Below are 15,844 nucleotides of genomic sequence, written 5' to 3'. Positions count from 1 at the left end.
CCGCCCGGCCCCCAGCACCCCCGACGAGCACGAGGAGCAGGCCGTGGCCAAGGACCGTAAGCCCCAGGACGGCCGCGCGCGCGGCGGGTCCGGCACGCCGGGCTCCGGTTCGGGCAGCCGGCCGGCCGCGAAGGGCGGGCGCACCCGCCCGCCGGTCACCAACGTCGTCAGCCCGCAGCGGCCCTGGGGCCTGATCGCGGCCGCGGTCGCCGTGGTGGTGTTCGCCGCCGCGGTCATCACCTACGCGGTGGTGCAGGTCAACGAGGCCGACGCCGCCCGGGTGGACTCCGTCGACGAGATCTCCGGGGTCTCGACGTTCGACTACGCCGCCGGCCAGGAGCACGTGACCACGCCCGTGCAGTACGAGCAGTCCCCGCCGGTGGGCGGGCCGCACGACGGCGAGTGGGCCGACTGCACCGGCACGGTCTACGACGTCGACATCCGGCACGAGAACGCCGTCCACAGCATGGAGCACGGCGCGGTGTGGATCACCTACGACCCGGACCGGGTCTCCGGCGCCGACCTCGACACGCTGGCCGCCGTCGCGAGTGAGTCCGGCCGGATGCTCTCCCCCTACGCCGGCCTGGACTCGCCCATCAGCCTGCAGTCCTGGAACCACCAGCTGAAGGTCGACTCGGTCGACGACCCGCGGATCGAGCAGTTCGCCGACTTCATGACCTTCAACCCCGACTTCTACCCCGAGGTCGGCGCCAGCTGCGAGAACCCGCAGTTCGTCAGCGACCCGCTGACCGTCGACGACAGCAGCCGCGGCACCAGCGCCATGACCACCGACGCCCCGACCACTCCCACGGCCGCGGCGGAGACCGGCACGCCGTGACCGGCGGCGACGCGCCGCAGGCGACGGGCCGCGGGCTGCGGACGGCACTGCTCGCGGTCATCGCCGTCGGGCTGCTGCTGCTCGGCGGCGGAGCGGCGGTCGCGCTAGGCGTCGGCCGGGACGACGCCCCTGCCACCCCGACCGCCGACTCGGTGGACGCCGGGTTCTCCCGCGACATGGCCGTCCACCACCTGCAGGGCGTGGAGATGGCCAACGTCGCCCTGGAGGTGAGCACCGACCCGGAGGTCCACCAGCTGGCGTTCGACATCTCGGCCACCCAGACCAACCAGGTCGGCCGGATGCAGGGCTGGCTGTCGCTGTGGGGGCTGCCGCCGTCGGGCGGCGACCCGATGTCGTGGATGGGCGCCGACAGCGGCCACGGCGCGCACGAGACGGCACCCGGCGTCCTGATGCCCGGGATGGCCACCGAGCAGGAGCTCACCGAGCTGCGCGGGCTCACCGGCACGGCGTTCGACGTCCGCTTCCTGCAGCTGATGATCCGCCACCACCAGGGTGGCCGGGAGATGGCCGAGTACGCCGCCCAGCACGCCGCCGTGCCCGCGGTGGCGACCCTCGCCCGCACGATCGCCGAGACCCAGACCGCCGAGACGTCGACGATGACCGGGATGCTCACCGCCCGCGGTGGCGTCCCGCTGCCGGCTCCCTGACGCACCGCCGTCCGGTGCGCCGGGCGGGGCTGGTAGGTTTCTCCCTGCCCCACCGCAGAGCCCCCGTAGCTCAGGGGATAGAGCACCGCCCTCCGGAGGCGGGTGCGCAGGTTCGAATCCTGCCGGGGGCACCCCACGACAGGCCCCGTGGCCGCCGCGACAGCGGTGGTCACGGGGCCTGTCGCGTTCCGCGGCACCGGCGTAGCGTCCGGGCCGCTGTGGACTGGATCACGTTCGAGGTGCTCGACGGTCCGACCGGCGCGGCCGACTGGGCCCGCTCCTGGCACGACCGGCTCGTCGAGGCCGGGGTGACCGGCGGCGCCCTCTTCTGGGACGAGCACGAGCACCGGTGGGGCGTCGTGCTCGAGTTCGTGTTCGCCGACGAGCGGCGGCGGGACGCGTTCCGCTCGGCGCCGGTCGTCCGCGCCGCGCTCGACGCCGCACCGGACCCGGTCAGCGGCGTGCTCGTCTACCCGCACCGGGGCGGCGGCAGCGGCGCCCGCCAGCCCCGCCGGCCGCGGCCGGTGGCCCTCGGCGGCGCGGCCGCGCTCCCCCCTCCCCCGGACGACCGCGTCCTCGACTGCACCGGCGAGGCCGGCCCGACGGTGGTGTGAGCCGGACGGTCGCGGGCCCAGCGAAGCGGTCGACCGAGGTCAGAGCCGGTGGCCACGGACGGCGGACACCACGACCTCGGGGACCGGGACCGTCGTCTCCCCCGGGCCGGCCCGGTCCGGGAAGTCGAAGACGCCGAGCATCAGCTGCACCGGGTAGTCGGGCGCTTGGCCGACCCGCCGCACGACCTCGCCGTCGACGCTGAACACCAGCGACCCCGGCGTCCAGTCGACGGCGTAGGTGTGGAACCCCGCGACGTCGAGGGGCAGTCGCTCGGCGGCGAAGTCCTCGACCAGGCGCGGGTCGCGGAACCGGTGCAGGCCCATCCCCACCGCCGCCGTCCCGTCGCGGACGGTGTCGCCGAAGACCTCGGCCACGCAGATCTCGCCGGAGCGCTCGGGGCGGTCCTCGATGCCGGACAGCCAGAAGGCGAACATCGACCGCCCGCCGACCGTCGCCCGCATCGTGACCTCGACGTGCCCGTAGCAGGGCGTGTAGCCCCGGAAGTCCGGCTGTTCCTCGCGCACCACCAGGTCCTCGGCGAACGGTTGCTGGCCGACGGTGCTGCCCGCCGGCCCGGCCAGGCTCCCGGTCTGGAGGCAGGACACCCGCAGCGGCTCCTCGTGCAGGTCCGGGCACCACAGCGGCTGGTCGGCGGGGATGGTCAGGTGCAGCTCACCGTCGCGCACCTCGTACGTCGCGGCCGACGCGGCCCGGGAGCTCCAGTGCGGCAGGTAGTAGGGGAACCAGACGTCGGTGTCGAGCGCCTCGCCGGGGAAGCGCTCGTCGAGCTCCTCGCGCACGTCGGGCAGCGTAGGGACGGCCGCCCACGCCGTCAGCTGGTCAGCAGCCCGCCCTCGACCGGCAGCGTCGTCCCGGTGACGTAGCCGCCCGCGTCGCTGACCAGGAACACCAGCGCCGCGGCCAGCTCGTCGGGGTCGCCCTTGCGGCCGGCCAGCACCCGGGCCATCTGCCCCTCGATGTAGCCCTCGGGGTACTGGTCGGTCATCTCCGACTCGAAGAACCCCGGCGCGAGCGCGTTGACCCGGATCCCCTTGCGGCCGGTCCACTGCTGGGCGAGGTCGCGGGTGAGACCGATCAGCCCGGCCTTGCTGGCCGCGTAGGCCGCCTGCGGCAGGCCGGCCGTGGTCAGGCCGAGGATGCTCGAGATGTTGACGATCGAACTGCCCGGCTGCATCACCCGCCCGGCGGCCTGGGCCATCCAGTAGCAGCCGTTGAGGTTGACGTCGATGACCTGCCGGAACTGCTCGGGCGTCTCACGGGTGGCCGGGACGGCGGTGCCGACGCCGGCGTTGTTGACCAGCACGTCGACCTTGCCGAACTCGGCCATGGTGGCGTCGACCAGCGCCTGGCAGTCCTCGGGCCGGGAGACGTCGGTGCGCACGGTGATCGCCCGGCGGCCGGCCGACTCCACCGCCGCCCGGGTGTCGCCGAGGCGGTCCTCCCGCCGGGCGCCGAGCGCGACGTCGCAGCCGGCCTCGGCCAGGGCCCGGGCGAAGACGGCGCCCAGCCCGGACGACGCCCCGGTCACGATCGCCACCCGGCCGTCGAGCCGGAACATGTCGAGGATGGTCCTGCCAGCCACTGCGGCGCTCCCGTCGTCGGTGTCGGTCCCGGGGCGAGCCTGTCGTGCGGCGCGCGCGGCCGCCACCGCGACCGCAAGCGAGGGGTGGACCACGACGGGGCCGGGTAGGGGTCCGGCCCAGTCCCGAGAGCAGGGAGGCACCGTGGCCAACCTCGCGCAGCACCTGGTGGACACGGCGGCCCGGCACGGCGACCGCCCGGCCCTCCGCATGGACGACGCCGTCCTGACCTACGACGGGTTCCGGCGGGCCGCCGCGAGGGTGGCCGCGGGCCTGCGGGCGCGCGGGGTGACCCCGGGCGACCGGGTCGGCATGGTGCTGCCCAACGTGCTGAGCTTCCCGGTCGTGTTCTACGGCGGGCTCATGGCCGGGGCGGCCGTCGTCCCGATGAACCCGCTGCTCAAGGCGCGGGAGGTCGAGTACTACCTGCGCGACTCCGGTGCGCGACTGGTCGTCGCGCTGGACTCCGTCGCCGCAGCGGCCACCGAGGCCGCCGGCGTCGTCGGCATCGAGGCGGTTCCCGTCGGCCCGGCCGACGTCGGCGACGCCCTCACCGGTCCGGACGACGACGGCGCGGTCGTCGACCGGGACGACGCCGACACCGCGGTGATCCTCTACACCTCGGGCACCACCGGACCGCCCAAGGGCGCCGAGCTCACCCACGCCAACCTGCGCGGCAACGCCCGCACCACGCAGGAGACGCTGCTGGAGGGGACGCCGGACGACGTGGTCATGGGCTGCCTGCCGCTGTTCCACGTCTTCGGGTTGACCTGCGCCCTCGACGCCGCCGTCCTGGCCGGGGCGTGCCTGACCCTGCTCCCGCGGTTCGACGGCGCCAAGGCGCTGGAGATCGTCCAGCGGGACCGGGTGACGGTGTTCGAGGGCGTGCCGACGATGTTCGCCGCGATGCTCCACCAGCCCGACCGCGACCGGTACGACGTCTCCAGCCTGCGGCTGTGCGTCTCCGGCGGCTCGGCCATGCCGGTCGAGGTGATGCGCGGCTTCGAGGAGGCCTTCGGCTGCATCGTGCTGGAGGGCTACGGGCTGTCGGAGACCTCGCCGGTCGCCTCGTTCAACCACCCGCACGCCGAGCGCAAGCCCGGCACCATCGGCACGCCCATCCGCGGCGTGGAGATGCGCCTGGTCGACGACGAGGGCCGCGACGTCCGCGCAGACGAGGTCGGCGAGATCGCCATCCGCGGCGAGAACGTCATGAAGGGCTACTGGCGCAAGCCCGAGGAGACGGCGAAGGCGATCCCCGACGGGTGGTTCCGCACCGGCGACCTCGCCCGCCGGGACGCCGACGGCTACTACGCCATCGTCGACCGCAAGAAGGAGATGATCATCCGCGGCGGCTACAACGTGTACCCGCGGGAGATCGAGGAGGCGCTCTACGAGCACCCGGCGGTCGCCGAGGCCGCCTGCGTCGGCGTCCCGCACCCCGACCTGGGCGAGGAGGTCGCCGCCGCCGTCGCGCTCAAGCCCGGTGCGCAGGCCGACCCCGCCGAGCTGCAGGCCTGGGTGAAGGAGCGGGTGGCCGCCTACAAGTACCCGCGGCACGTCTGGCTGGTCGACGCCCTGCCCAAGGGGCCGACCGGCAAGATCCTGCGCCGCGCCGTCGAGGTCCCCGCGGAGGTCGCGAAGTGACGCAGCAGTTGGACACCAGCCACCTGGGCGAGGCCCTGGGCACCGACTTCTTCTCGGTGCGCGAGCAGTTCACCGAGGAGCAGTGGGAGAAGTTCATCGCCGTCCGCCGGTTCGTGGACCGGGAGGTGGTGCCGGTCGCCGGTGAGTACTGGGAGAAGGCCGAGGTGCCGTGGCCGCTGATCCGCCGGCTGCCCGAGCTCGGCATCGTCGGCGGCAGCATCACCGGGCACGGCGCGGCCGGGATGAGCCCGATGGCGGCCGGGCTGGTGCAGATGGAGCTGCACCGCGGCGACGGCAGCCTGGGCACGTTCGTCGGCGTGCACGCCGGGCTGGCGATGCAGTCGATCGACATGTGCGGCTCGGAGGAGCAGAAGGCCCGCTGGCTGCCGAAGATGGCCACGCTGGACAAGCTGGGGGCGTTCGCGCTCACCGAGCCGCACCACGGCTCGGACTCCGTCTCGCTGGAGACCACCGCCCGCCGCGAGGGCGACACCTGGGTGATCGACGGCGCCAAGCGGTGGATCGGCAACGGCTCGCTGGCCGACCTGGTGATCGTGTGGGCGCGCGACACCGAGGACGGCAAGGTCAAGGGCTTCGTCGTCGAGACCCCGGCCGAGGGGTACGAGGCGACGGTCATCACCGGGAAGGTGTCCCTGCGCTCGGTCTGGCAGGCCCAGATCGAGCTGCGCGGTGTCCGCGTGCCCGAGGAGAACCGGCTCCAGGCGGCGCACAGCTTCGCCGACACCGGCCGGGTCCTGGCCACCACCCGCGGCGCCTGCGCCTGGATGGCGCTGGGCCACGCGACCGCCGGCTACGACGCCGCGCTGACCTACGCCAAGGAGCGCCGGCAGTTCGGCAAGCCGCTGGTCAGCTTCCAGATCGTGCAGGAGCGGCTGGTGCGGATGCTGGCCGACCTCACCGGGATGCAGCTGTACTGCATGCAGATCGGCCGGCTGGCCGAGGCCGGGCGGCTGTCGCCCACCGTCGCCGGGCTGGCCAAGATGCACAACACCCGCACGGCGCGCGCCATCCTCGCCGAGGCCCGCGACCTGCTCGGCGGCAACGGGATCCTGCTGCAGAACCACGTCATCCGGCACATGGCCGACATCGAGGCCATCCACACCTTCGAGGGCACCGAGACGGTGCAGACGCTCATCGTCGGCCGGGACATCACCGGGGTCGGCGCCTTCACCTGAGCCGCCGACGTCCGGGAGGGAGACCGCATGGCCGACACCCGCCCGCCGCTGTGGCGGCAGGCCTTCGACGCCGCCGAGCGCCGGGTCACCCCGCGCGCCGAGGAGTTCGTCCGCACGGAGACCTTCGCGATCGGCGCCGCGCTGGTGCGGCGCGCCACGACCCTGGCCCGCGACTCCGCCCGCGGGGTCACCACCCGGGCCTGGCACCTGCTGAACCTGCCCGCCGGCACCGACGTCAGCCGGCTGCGCGCCCAGGTCGGCGCGCTGGACCGGGAGGTCCGCCGGCTGACCCTGCAGCTGGAAGCCGCGCGGCGCCGTCCCGCCGAGGAGGACCATGCCGACCGTCCCCAGCCCGCAGACCCTCCTCGAGCGCGTCCGTCGCGACGTCGAGCGCAACGCCCTCCGCGCCCGTAACGGCCTCAAGCTGGTCGCCGGCGTCGACCGTCCCGGGGTGGGCCAGACCCCCAAGGACGTCGTCTGGCAGCGTGGCCGGACCCAGCTGTGGCACTACCGCAACGACCCCGACACCCACGGCGGGGTGCGGCACTCCCCGCCGCTGCTGATCGTCTTCAGCCTGGTCAGCCGCAGCTACATCCTCGACCTGACGCCGGGCAACAGCTTCGTCGAGCAACTGCTGGCCGCCGGGTTCGACGTGTACCTGCTCGACTGGGGCGAGCCCGACGCGCGGGACGCGGCCAACACCCTCGAGGACTACGTCGACGACTACGTCCCGGCCGGGGTGCAGCGGGTGCTGGAGGTCTCCGGCGCCGACGAGGTCAACCTGTTCGGCTACTGCTTCGGCGGCGACCTGGCCCTGCTGTACGCCGCCCACCACCCCGACGCACCGCTGCGCAGCCTGAGCGTGCTGGCCACCCCGGTCGACTTCCGCCACATGGGCCCGCTGGCCGACCTGTTCCGGGTCGGCGGGCTCGACGTGCGCGACGTCCTCGACGCCGACGGCAACGTGCCACCGCAGGTGGTGCTGCAGGGCTTCCGGGCGCTGACCCCCACCGCGGAGGTCACCCGGTACGTCACCCTCTGGGAGCGGCTCTGGAACGACGAGTACGTGGCCGCCTACCAGGCGATGACCAGCTGGTCGGACGACCACGTGCCCTTCCCCGGGGCCGCCGCGGAGGAGACGGTGCGCATGCTGGTGCGCGACAACGGGATGGTCACCGACCGGCTCACCGTCGGAGGCGACCGCGTGCACCTGTCCGACATCCGGGTGCCGTTCCTGACCGTGCGCGCCGACCGGGACCACATCGTCCCGCCCGAGGCGACCGCGCCGCTGGTCGACCTGGTCGGGTCCCCGGACAAGCACGAGCTGCGGCTGCCGGCCGGGCACATGGGCCTGGTGGTCGGCCGGACGGCGGCCCGGACGACGGTGCCGACGATCATCGACTTCCTCCGCCGGCGCAGCGAGCCGGTCGCCCCGACCGCCGAGGAGGCCTGACGTGGCCGCCGTCACCGAGCTCACCGACGCGCACTGCGACGCGCTGCTGGGCTTCTTCACCGCCCTGCCCGAGGGCGACCGCACCTTCATCCGCGAGGACGTCACCGACCCCGACGTGGTGCGCGGCTGGGCGGCCGGCGGCACCCCCGGCGTGCGCCGCTGGGTGGTCCTGGACGACGGCGGGCAGGTCGCCGGCTACGTGGCGGTGCTCCGCCTGCCCGGCTGGTCCGACCACGTCGGCGAGGTGCGGCTGGTCGTCGCGCCCGGCGCGCGCGGCGGCGGGCTGGGCCGCACGCTGGCCCGCCACGCGCTCGTCGCGGCGGTCGAGGACGGGCTGACCAAGCTCGTCGTCGAGGTGGTCGCCGAGCAGGGCGCGGCCCTGGCGCTGTTCACCGACCTCGGGTTCAGCGGCGAGGCGTTGCTGGTCGACCACATCCGCGACCGCGAGGGCCGGCTGCGCGACCTGATGGTGCTCGCCCACCACGTCCGGGACACCTGGTCGGGCATGAGCGCCGTCGGGCTGCCCGAGGCGCTCGGCGAGGACCTGTCCTGAGCCGGCAGGGAGCCGGGCCGCGCAGCCGCGCGTGGGTGCCGGTCGCGGCGACGCTGTTCGCCATCGGCTGGGGCGCCAACCAGTTCGTCAGCCTGCTCGTCGCCTACCGGGAGCGCAGCGGGCTGTCGGTCGCGACCGTCGACGCGCTGGTCGGCGTCTACGCCCTCGGCCTGATCCCGGCGCTGCTGGTGCTGGGCCCCGTGTCCGACCGGCACGGGCGGGTGCCGGTGCTGCGCGGCGCGCTGCTCGTCTCGCTCGTCGCGACGACGGTGCTGCTGATGGAGGGCCTGGCCGCGCTCTACGCCGGCCGCTTCCTCGCCGGCCTGGCCAGCGGCGCGGCGTTCGCCGCCGGCAGCGCGTGGGTCGAGGAGCTGTCGACCGCGCCGTGGGACCCGGCAGCTCCGGACGGAGCGGGAGCCCGCCGGGCGGCGATGGCGCTCACCGCGGGCTTCGGCCTCGGCCCGGTCGTCGCCGGGCTGATCGCCCAGTGGGCGCCCGCACCGCTGGTCACCGCCTACCTGCCGCACCTGGCCGTCGCCCTCGCCGTGCTCGTCCCGCTGTGGCGGGCTCCGGAGACGGTGGCCGACGCCGGCCCGGAGTCGGGCTCCCTGTGGTCGCGGATGCGCGTGCCCTCGGCCGCCGACCCGCGCTTCCGCCGGCACGTGGCCCCGGTGGCCCCGTGGGTCTTCGGCGTGGCGACGATCTCGATCGCCGTCCTGCCCGGGCTGGTGCGCGACACCACCGCGGGGTGGACGGTCGCCTTCAACGCCGTCGTCGCGGGCGTCACCCTGGGCACGGGCGTCGCGGTCCAGCCGAGGGCGCGCCGGCTGGCGGCCGCCGATCCGCGGCGCGCCGCGGCGGTCGGGATGGCCGCGGTGGTGGCCGGGCTGCTGGTCGCGGCCGCCGCCGCCGCGACCACGCACCCGGTGCTGGTGGTCCTGGCCGCGGTCATCCTGGGCTGCGGGTACGGGCTCTGCCTGGTCGCCGGCCTGCTCGAGACCCAGCGCGTCGCACCGCCGCGGGAGCTTGCCGGGCTCACCGCCGTCTATTACGCGCTGACCTACCTGGGCTTCGCCGCGCCCGTCGTGCTGGCCGCGCTGGCCGCCCTGGTCCCCTACCCGGCGCTGCTCGCGGGGCTGGCCGTCCTCGCCGCCCTGACCCTGCTCCTCACCCGTCGCGCCGCCGCGCGACCGTCCCCCGACCGCCCACCGGTCGCTCCCTGAGCGTCACCGGTCGGTCACCTGCGCCCGCGACCCTCGCAGGCACGCGGGCCCGCCCCGGGCCCCGAGCGCTCCGGAGGTCCCGGTGCCCCGACCCGCCGTGCCGGCCCACGACCCCTCCCGCCTGCTGCGCGCGGGCGCCCTGCTCGCCGCGGAACGTCTCCGCCCGGGCACCGCCCGGCGCCGGGCGGTGTGCGGCGCGGCCCGCCTGCTCACCGGCCTGGGCGTGCGCGTCGCCGTCCGCGCCCCGTCGACGGCGTGGCCCCGCGCCGGCCGGGACCGCGGCCTGCTCCTGGTGGCCAACTCCGTCTCCCCGCTCGACCCGCTGGTGCTGCTGACCGCCCTGCCCGGCGTCGTCGTCGCCACCTCGGGGCCCGACCGGTTCGCCGGCGTGGCCTGCCCCACCGTCCCGGCCACCGTCGAGGCGGTGCGCGCCGCGCTGGCCGACGGCGCGAAGGTCGTCGTCCGCCCCGAGCTCCCGGCGGGCGGGCCCGCGACGCTGGGCCGCTTCTCCCCCGAGCTGTTCGCCGCCGCCGTCGGCACCGGCGCGGCGGTGTGCCCCGTCGTCCTCCGCTACACCGGGGACGGCGGCGCGCCGCCCCCCGCACCGGGCGGCCGGTCCCTGCGCGCGGCGCTGCGCTGGATCGGCAGCACCCGGGACGTCGTCGTCGAGGTGCGGCCACTGCCGGCCCTGACCTGGGACGGCGCCACGGCCGAGGAGCTGGCGACGCTCGCCGAGTACGCCGTCGCCGCGCAGCTCGAGACCAGCCCATAGGGGGTGGGGACGCGCTGAGGCCCGCTCAGCCGGCGATCGCCGCCTCCAGTGCGGCCCGTTCCTCCGCCTCGAGGCTGGCGAAGGGGTGGTCCACGACGTACAGCCAGCCGCCGTCGGGCTGCCGCTGGGCGCGGCGTCGTCCGCGGGAGTGCGGTCGTGACCCGGCGTGTGCGCCCTACGCGTCGGTGACCCGCCCGCCGTCGACGGTGAGCCGCCGGGTGGTCGCCACCGCGGCCAGCATCCGGCGGTCGTGCGTGACCAGCAGCAGCGTGCCGCGGTAGCCGGCCAGGGCCTGCTCGAGCTGCTCGATCGCCGGCAGGTCGAGGTGGTTGGTCGGCTCGTCGAGCACCAGCACGTTGACCCCGCGCGCCTGCAGCAGCGCCAGCCCGGCGCGGGTGCGCTCGCCGGGCGAGAGCGTGTCGGCCGGGCGCAGCACGTGCTCGGCGGTCAGCCCGTACTTGGCCAGCAGGGTGCGCACCTCGGCCGCCGGCCAGTCGGGGACCTCCGCCGAGAATGCCGCCAGGAGCGTCTCCGAACCGAGGAACGCCTCCCGGGCCTGGTCGATCTCGCCGATCCGCACCGACGGGCCGATGGTGGACCGGCCGCCGTCCAGCGGCGCCCGCCCGAGCAGGGCGTCGAGCAGGGTGGACTTGCCCGCCCCGTTGGGCCCGGTGATCGCCACCCGATCACCCCAGTCGACCTGCAGGTCCACCGGGCCCAGGGTGAACCCGCCGCGGCGCACGACCGCGCCGGAGAGGGTGGCCACCACGGCGCCGGCGCGGGGCGCCGCGGCGATCTCCATCCGCAGCTCCCACTCCTTGCGCGGCTCCTCGACCACCTCCAGCCGTTCGATCCGCCGCTCGGTCTGGCGGGCCTTGGCCGCCTGCTTCTCCGAGGTCTGCCGGGCGAAGTTCTTGACGTGCTTGTCGGGGTCCTTGGACTTCTTCACCGCGTCCCGGACGCCCTTGGCCATCCAGTTGCGCTGGGTGCGGGCCCGCGCCTCGAGGCCGGCCCGGGTCTCGGCGTACTCCTCGTACTCCTCGCGGGCGTGCCGGCGGGCGACCTCGCGCTCCACCAGGTAGGCCTCGTAGCCGCCGTCGTGCACCCGCACCAGCTGCTGGGCGAGGTCGAGCTCCACCACCCGGGTCACGGTCCGGGCGAGGAACTCGCGGTCGTGGCTGACCAGCACGATGCCGCCGCGGGCGTCGGTCACGAACCGCTCCAGCTGCGCCAGCCCGGCCAGGTCGAGGTCGTTGGTCGGCTCGTCGAGCAGCAGGAGGTCGTAGCGGGACAGCAGCAGCGCGGCCAGCCCCACCCGCGCGGCCTGGCCGCCGGACAGGCCGGTCGTCGCCGCGTCCAGGCCGACCCCGGGCGCGACGTCGGCGACCATCTGTTCGGCGCGCTCGTCGAGGTCGGCGCCGCCGAGGGCCAGCCAGCGCTCCAGCGCCTCCCCGTAGGCGTCGTCGGCGCCGTCGACCCCGGCGGTGAGCGCCTCGGTCGCAGCGTCCAGGGCGGCCTGCGCGGCGGCCACCCCCGTGCGGCGGGCCAGCGCCTGGCGCACCGTCTCCCCCGGCCGGCGGTCGTGCTCCTGCGGCAGGTACCCCAGGGTGGCCGTCGGCGGGCTCACCGTCACGGTGCCGGACTCGGCGGGCAGGTCGCCGGCGAGGGTGCGCAGCAGCGTCGACTTCCCCGCGCCGTTCACCCCGACCAGGCCCACGACGTCCCCGGGAGCGACGACCAGGTCGAGGTCGGAGAACAGGACGCGGGCGCCGTGACCGGCGGCCAGCCCGCGGGCGACGAGGGTGGCACTCACCGCCTCATCCTCCCTGGGCCGTGCCGTCGTCCTCCCCCAGGACCTCGTCGGCCATCTCGTCGAGCATGCCCTCCAGGGCCAGGTCGGTCTCGCCCGGCGGACGGCGGCGGACCAGCCACGGCTGGAGCTGCTCGTAGCCGCGCACCGACACCCGCCGCAGCGGCCGCACCCGGTAGCGCGGCAGCCCCCGCAGGTGCCGGGCCAGCTCCCGGTCGACCAGCAGCGTCTCCGGCCGGGCGATGGTGGTCAGCCGGCTGGCCAGGTTCACCACCGGCGAGTAGACGTCGCCGAGGTGGGTGAGCACGGTGCCGTAGGCGGCGCCCACCCGCAGCGGCGGCCGGTCCTCGGCGTGCCAGGCCTCGGGCAGCTCCAGGCCGATCTCCACGGCGTCGATCGCGGAGCCGGCGGTGTAGAGGACGCCGTCCCCCACCGTCTTCACGACCCGGCCGTGGTGGCGGGCGATGACCTCGGCGGCGATGGCCTCGAAGTCCTCCACCATCGCGCCCAGCTCGCGACCGTTCATGCCCTGGCTGCGGGTCGTGTAGCCGACCAGGTCGGCGAAGCCGACCGCCAGGTCCCGCCGGTCCCCGCCGCCGGCGCTGGCCAGCAGCCGCTCGGCGTTGGCAGCGAGGTGCCGCCGCCAGACGTAGTCCTGCACCGCGCGCAGCAGTGGCAGCAGGCGGCGGGTGCCCTCCACCGCCTGCTCCGGGTCGATCGGCGCGGCTGCGTCCGCCTCGCCGCGGCCGAGGACGCCGGCGAGCAGGTCGGTCTGCCAGTCGGCCAGGCGGGACAGCGACTGCGCCATGGCCCGGACGATCGACGCCTCCGACTCCTCGTCGACGAAGCCGGTGTCGATCAGTGCCGACAGCAGCCCGAGCGCGTGGACGTCGGCGTCGGTGAAGACCAGCTCGTCGTCCTCGGCGTCCGGGAAGCCCAGGGCCCGCCACAGCCGCCGGGTCCGCTCCGAGGACATGCCGGCCACGCGGCCGACGTCCAGCCGCGTGTAGCGCCGCGGGCCCCCGAGGAGCAGGCGTTCCAGTGCCTCGCGGGCGTCGGGCGCGCCGGGGTCGTCCCCCGGGACGGTGTCGGGCAGCGCTCAGCCCGTCGTGTGCACGACCAGCACGTCGACCGGCGAACGGCGGGTCACGTCGGAGGGGACCGAGCCGAGCAGCCGGCCCTTGAGGCTGTTGAGCCCGCGGTTGCCTACGACGAGCAGGTCGGCCTGCTCGCGGCTGACGACGTCGAGCAGCGTCTCGACCGGGGAGCCGACGACGGCGATCGGGTAGATGTCGGTCGCCCCGGCCTCCCGCGCCCGCTCGGCGGCGGTGCGCACGGTCTCCTCCGCCGGCCCCGAGCCGATCACCTGGTACGCGTCGTCACCGAAGACGTCGCGCGCCTCCTGCAGCTCGCGGTCGTCGACCCGCGGGGGCACGTAGGCACAGACGATGACCAGCCGGGCGCCGCACGCACCCGACAGCGCCGCGGCGCGCCGCACCGCCCTGAGGGAGGACTCCGACCCGTCGGTCCCGACGACGACCGTGCGATACGCGCTCACGGGCGGGGAACCTACCGGCACCGGCGCGGGATCGCCGTGTGCAGGGTCACTGCGCGGTGGCCGGGAACTGCGCGAACACGCCGGGCGAGGCCCGCGGTCGGCGCCGCGCGTGCGCTTGGATGGACCCGCCGTCCGGCCGATCACGAGGAGACCGCCATCCACCCCGGCAGCACCGCCCACCGCGACCCCGTTCGGGTCGAGGTCCGCGGCCTCACCAAGACCTTCGGCGCCGTCCGCGCCGTGGACGACCTGACCTTCACCGTCGAACCCGGTTCCGTGACCGGCTTCCTGGGCCCCAACGGCGCCGGCAAGACCACCACGATGCGGATGGTGCTGGGGCTGGAGCGCCCCGACGCCGGCACCGCGACCTTCGACGGCGTCCCCTACACCGCCCTGTCCTCGCCGGTCCGCACCGTCGGCGCCGTCCTCGAGACGGCGTTCCACCCGGCGCGGTCGGGCCGCAACCACCTGCGCGTGTACTGCCGCGCCGCAGGCCTGCCGATCTCGCGCGCCGACGAGACGCTCGCCCAGGTCGGCCTGGCCGACGCCGGCAACCGGCGGGCCGGCGGCTACTCGCTGGGCATGCGCCAGCGGCTGGCCCTGGCCACGGCGCTGCTCGGCGACCCGGCGGTGCTGGTCCTCGACGAGCCGGCCAACGGGCTGGACCCCGAGGGCATCCAGTGGCTGCGCGGCTTCATCCGCCACCTCGCCCACGACGAGGGCCGCACGGTGCTCGTCTCCAGCCACCTGCTGTCGGAGATGGAGCACACCGCCGACCGGGTGGTCATCGTCGGCGCCGGCCGGCTGGTCCGGGAGGGGTCGATCGCCGAGCTCCGCTCCGGGGCGCAGGGCGCCGGCACCGTCGTCGTCCGCAGCCCGGAGGCCGGCCGGCTGGCCGGGGTCCTCGACGACGCCGGGTTCACGGTGACCCCGGACGGGGACGGCCTGGTGACCGTCACCGGCACGACCCCCGCCGCCATCGGTGCGCGGGCCTTCGCCGCCGGCATCGAGCTGCACGAGCTGCGCGCGGAGACCAGCGGCCTGGAGGACCTTTACTTCCGGCTCACCGCCGGCCAGGAGCAGTACGCCGCGTCCACGACCGACCCGACGCCGCAGGGAGCTGCTCGATGACCGCCCTCGTCCGCGCCGAGTGGACCAAGCTGTTCACCACGCGTGTCTGGCTCGGGCTGCTGCTCGGGTCCTGCGTGATGGTCGCCGGGTTCGCGGTGCTGTTCACCTCCTTCGCCGGCGGCGCCGAGAGCGGGCTGCCCCCGGTCGGCAGCGAGCAGTACGAGCAGTTGGTCCTCGCCGTCACCGCGAACGTCACGGTGCTGTTCCTGATCCTGGGCATCATCGGGATGACGCAGGAGTACCGGCACCGCACCGCCACCCCGACGTTCCTCACCACGCCCCGCCGCGGCCGGGTGGTGGTCGCCAAGCTGTTCGGCTACGCCATGGTGGCGGTGCCCTTCGCCCTCGTCGTCATGGCGGTCAACTACCTGGTGGTGGCCGTGCACGCCGGGGCCCGCGGGGCGGCGCCGTCGCTGGCCGGCGACAACCTGCGGATCCTGGCCAGCAGCGGCCTGGCCCTGGTCATCTACGCGGTCATCGGCGTCGGCCTGGGCGCGCTGCTGCGCAACCAGGTGGGGGCCATCGTCGGCGGGCTGGTCTACCTGTTCGTCGTCGAGCCGATCATCCGGTCGATCCCGGCCACGGCGCCGGCCTACAAGTGGCTGCCGGGCGGCGCGCTCGAGGCGATGACGGCGACCTTCCAGGGGCCGGACCTCCTCGCCCCCTGGCAGGGCGGCCTGCTGCTGCTCGGCTACGGTCTGGTCGCTGCCCTGCTGGGCACGCTGCTCGCCGTCCGCCGCGACGTCGTCTGAAAGGACCTCCTGCCCCCGCCGCTCACA

Annotated in this window: 17 protein-coding genes and 1 tRNA gene; 13 read left to right on the top strand and 5 right to left on the bottom strand. The window is 75.3% G+C overall.

Annotated elements, in window-relative coordinates; all coding sequences use genetic code 11:
• Positions 1 to 43: 43 nt before the first annotated feature.
• From ACI789_RS08405 to ACI789_RS08390, 4 genes are all read left to right on the top strand, one after another.
• Positions 44 to 838 (top strand): DUF3105 domain-containing protein, encoded by a 795-nt coding sequence (locus tag ACI789_RS08405; protein ID WP_457007960.1) that lies wholly within the window; start codon positions 44 to 46, stop codon positions 836 to 838.
• On the top strand, positions 835 to 1,506 hold the full coding sequence (locus ACI789_RS08400; RefSeq protein ID WP_457007958.1) for a DUF305 domain-containing protein: 672 nt from the start codon (positions 835 to 837) through the stop codon (positions 1,504 to 1,506). The genes ACI789_RS08405 and ACI789_RS08400 overlap by 4 nt, the downstream gene beginning before the upstream one ends.
• A 59-nt stretch (positions 1,507 to 1,565) precedes the next feature.
• Positions 1,566 to 1,637, top strand: a tRNA-Arg gene (locus tag ACI789_RS08395).
• 87 nt (positions 1,638 to 1,724) lie between these two features.
• A complete protein-coding gene (locus tag ACI789_RS08390; protein WP_457007956.1) occupies positions 1,725 to 2,120 on the top strand; it encodes a hypothetical protein in 396 nt (131 codons plus the stop codon).
• 39 nt (positions 2,121 to 2,159) lie between these two features.
• Here the strand turns inward: ACI789_RS08390 and ACI789_RS08385 are convergent, their stop codons facing one another.
• The gene (locus tag ACI789_RS08385; RefSeq protein WP_457007954.1) at positions 2,160 to 2,921 is read right to left on the bottom strand and encodes a glycoside hydrolase family 16 protein; all 762 of its coding nucleotides are present in this window, start codon (positions 2,919 to 2,921) and stop codon (positions 2,160 to 2,162) included.
• Between the two features lie 32 nt (positions 2,922 to 2,953).
• On the bottom strand, positions 2,954 to 3,724 hold the full coding sequence (locus ACI789_RS08380; RefSeq protein ID WP_456918497.1) for an SDR family NAD(P)-dependent oxidoreductase: 771 nt from the start codon (positions 3,722 to 3,724) through the stop codon (positions 2,954 to 2,956).
• A 142-nt stretch (positions 3,725 to 3,866) separates the two neighbouring features.
• Between ACI789_RS08380 and ACI789_RS08375 the strand changes: the two genes are divergently transcribed.
• From ACI789_RS08375 to ACI789_RS08345, 7 genes are all read left to right on the top strand, one after another.
• The gene (locus ACI789_RS08375) at positions 3,867 to 5,369 is read left to right on the top strand and encodes a long-chain-fatty-acid--CoA ligase (RefSeq protein ID WP_457007951.1); all 1,503 of its coding nucleotides are present in this window, start codon (positions 3,867 to 3,869) and stop codon (positions 5,367 to 5,369) included.
• Positions 5,366 to 6,565: an acyl-CoA dehydrogenase family protein gene (locus ACI789_RS08370; RefSeq protein ID WP_457007949.1), complete on the top strand. Its 1,200-nt coding sequence runs from the start codon at positions 5,366 to 5,368 to the stop codon at positions 6,563 to 6,565. The genes ACI789_RS08375 and ACI789_RS08370 overlap by 4 nt, the downstream gene beginning before the upstream one ends.
• Positions 6,566 to 6,592: 27 nt before the next feature.
• Complete coding sequence (locus tag ACI789_RS08365) at positions 6,593 to 6,979, top strand: hypothetical protein (RefSeq protein WP_457007947.1); 387 nt, start codon at positions 6,593 to 6,595, stop codon at positions 6,977 to 6,979.
• Complete coding sequence (locus ACI789_RS08360; RefSeq protein ID WP_457007945.1) at positions 6,900 to 8,018, top strand: alpha/beta fold hydrolase; 1,119 nt, start codon at positions 6,900 to 6,902, stop codon at positions 8,016 to 8,018. Before ACI789_RS08365 ends, ACI789_RS08360 begins: the two co-directional genes overlap by 80 nt.
• 1 nt (position 8,019) lies before the next feature.
• The gene (locus tag ACI789_RS08355) at positions 8,020 to 8,571 is read left to right on the top strand and encodes an N-acetyltransferase family protein (protein WP_457007943.1); all 552 of its coding nucleotides are present in this window, start codon (positions 8,020 to 8,022) and stop codon (positions 8,569 to 8,571) included.
• Between the two features lie 35 nt (positions 8,572 to 8,606).
• Positions 8,607 to 9,794 carry an MFS transporter gene (locus ACI789_RS08350; RefSeq protein ID WP_457007941.1) on the top strand — a complete coding sequence of 396 codons (1,188 nt, stop codon included), beginning with the start codon at positions 8,607 to 8,609 and terminating at the stop codon, positions 9,792 to 9,794.
• 82 nt (positions 9,795 to 9,876) lie between these two features.
• Positions 9,877 to 10,566, top strand: a complete 690-nt coding sequence (locus tag ACI789_RS08345) for a hypothetical protein (RefSeq protein ID WP_457007939.1) — start codon at positions 9,877 to 9,879, stop codon at positions 10,564 to 10,566.
• Positions 10,567 to 10,741: 175 nt separating this feature from the next.
• Here the strand turns inward: ACI789_RS08345 and ACI789_RS08340 are convergent, their stop codons facing one another.
• The 3 genes from ACI789_RS08340 to ACI789_RS08330 all read right to left on the bottom strand — a co-directional run bounded on the left by ACI789_RS08340 (position 10,742) and on the right by ACI789_RS08330 (position 13,934).
• Positions 10,742 to 12,379, bottom strand: a complete 1,638-nt coding sequence (locus ACI789_RS08340; RefSeq protein WP_457007937.1) for an ABC-F family ATP-binding cassette domain-containing protein — start codon at positions 12,377 to 12,379, stop codon at positions 10,742 to 10,744.
• A gap of 4 nt (positions 12,380 to 12,383) precedes the next feature.
• Complete coding sequence (locus ACI789_RS08335) at positions 12,384 to 13,352, bottom strand: adenylate/guanylate cyclase domain-containing protein (protein WP_457007935.1); 969 nt, start codon at positions 13,350 to 13,352, stop codon at positions 12,384 to 12,386.
• A 123-nt stretch (positions 13,353 to 13,475) separates the two neighbouring features.
• On the bottom strand, positions 13,476 to 13,934 hold the full coding sequence (locus ACI789_RS08330; protein WP_457007933.1) for a universal stress protein: 459 nt from the start codon (positions 13,932 to 13,934) through the stop codon (positions 13,476 to 13,478).
• A gap of 240 nt (positions 13,935 to 14,174) precedes the next feature.
• Between ACI789_RS08330 and ACI789_RS08325 the strand changes: the two genes are divergently transcribed.
• Both ACI789_RS08325 and ACI789_RS08320 read left to right on the top strand, forming a co-directional pair.
• Positions 14,175 to 15,065 (top strand): ABC transporter ATP-binding protein, encoded by an 891-nt coding sequence (locus ACI789_RS08325; RefSeq protein WP_457007931.1) that lies wholly within the window; start codon positions 14,175 to 14,177, stop codon positions 15,063 to 15,065.
• Positions 15,062 to 15,817 carry an ABC transporter permease gene (locus ACI789_RS08320; RefSeq protein ID WP_457007929.1) on the top strand — a complete coding sequence of 252 codons (756 nt, stop codon included), beginning with the start codon at positions 15,062 to 15,064 and terminating at the stop codon, positions 15,815 to 15,817. The genes ACI789_RS08325 and ACI789_RS08320 overlap by 4 nt, the downstream gene beginning before the upstream one ends.
• Positions 15,818 to 15,844 lie beyond the last annotated feature (27 nt).

The sequence above is a fragment of the Geodermatophilus sp. SYSU D00965 genome, assembly GCF_054050075.1.
The sequence above is the reverse complement of the archived record's forward strand: the minus strand, read 5'-3'. Positions and strand labels throughout refer to the sequence as shown.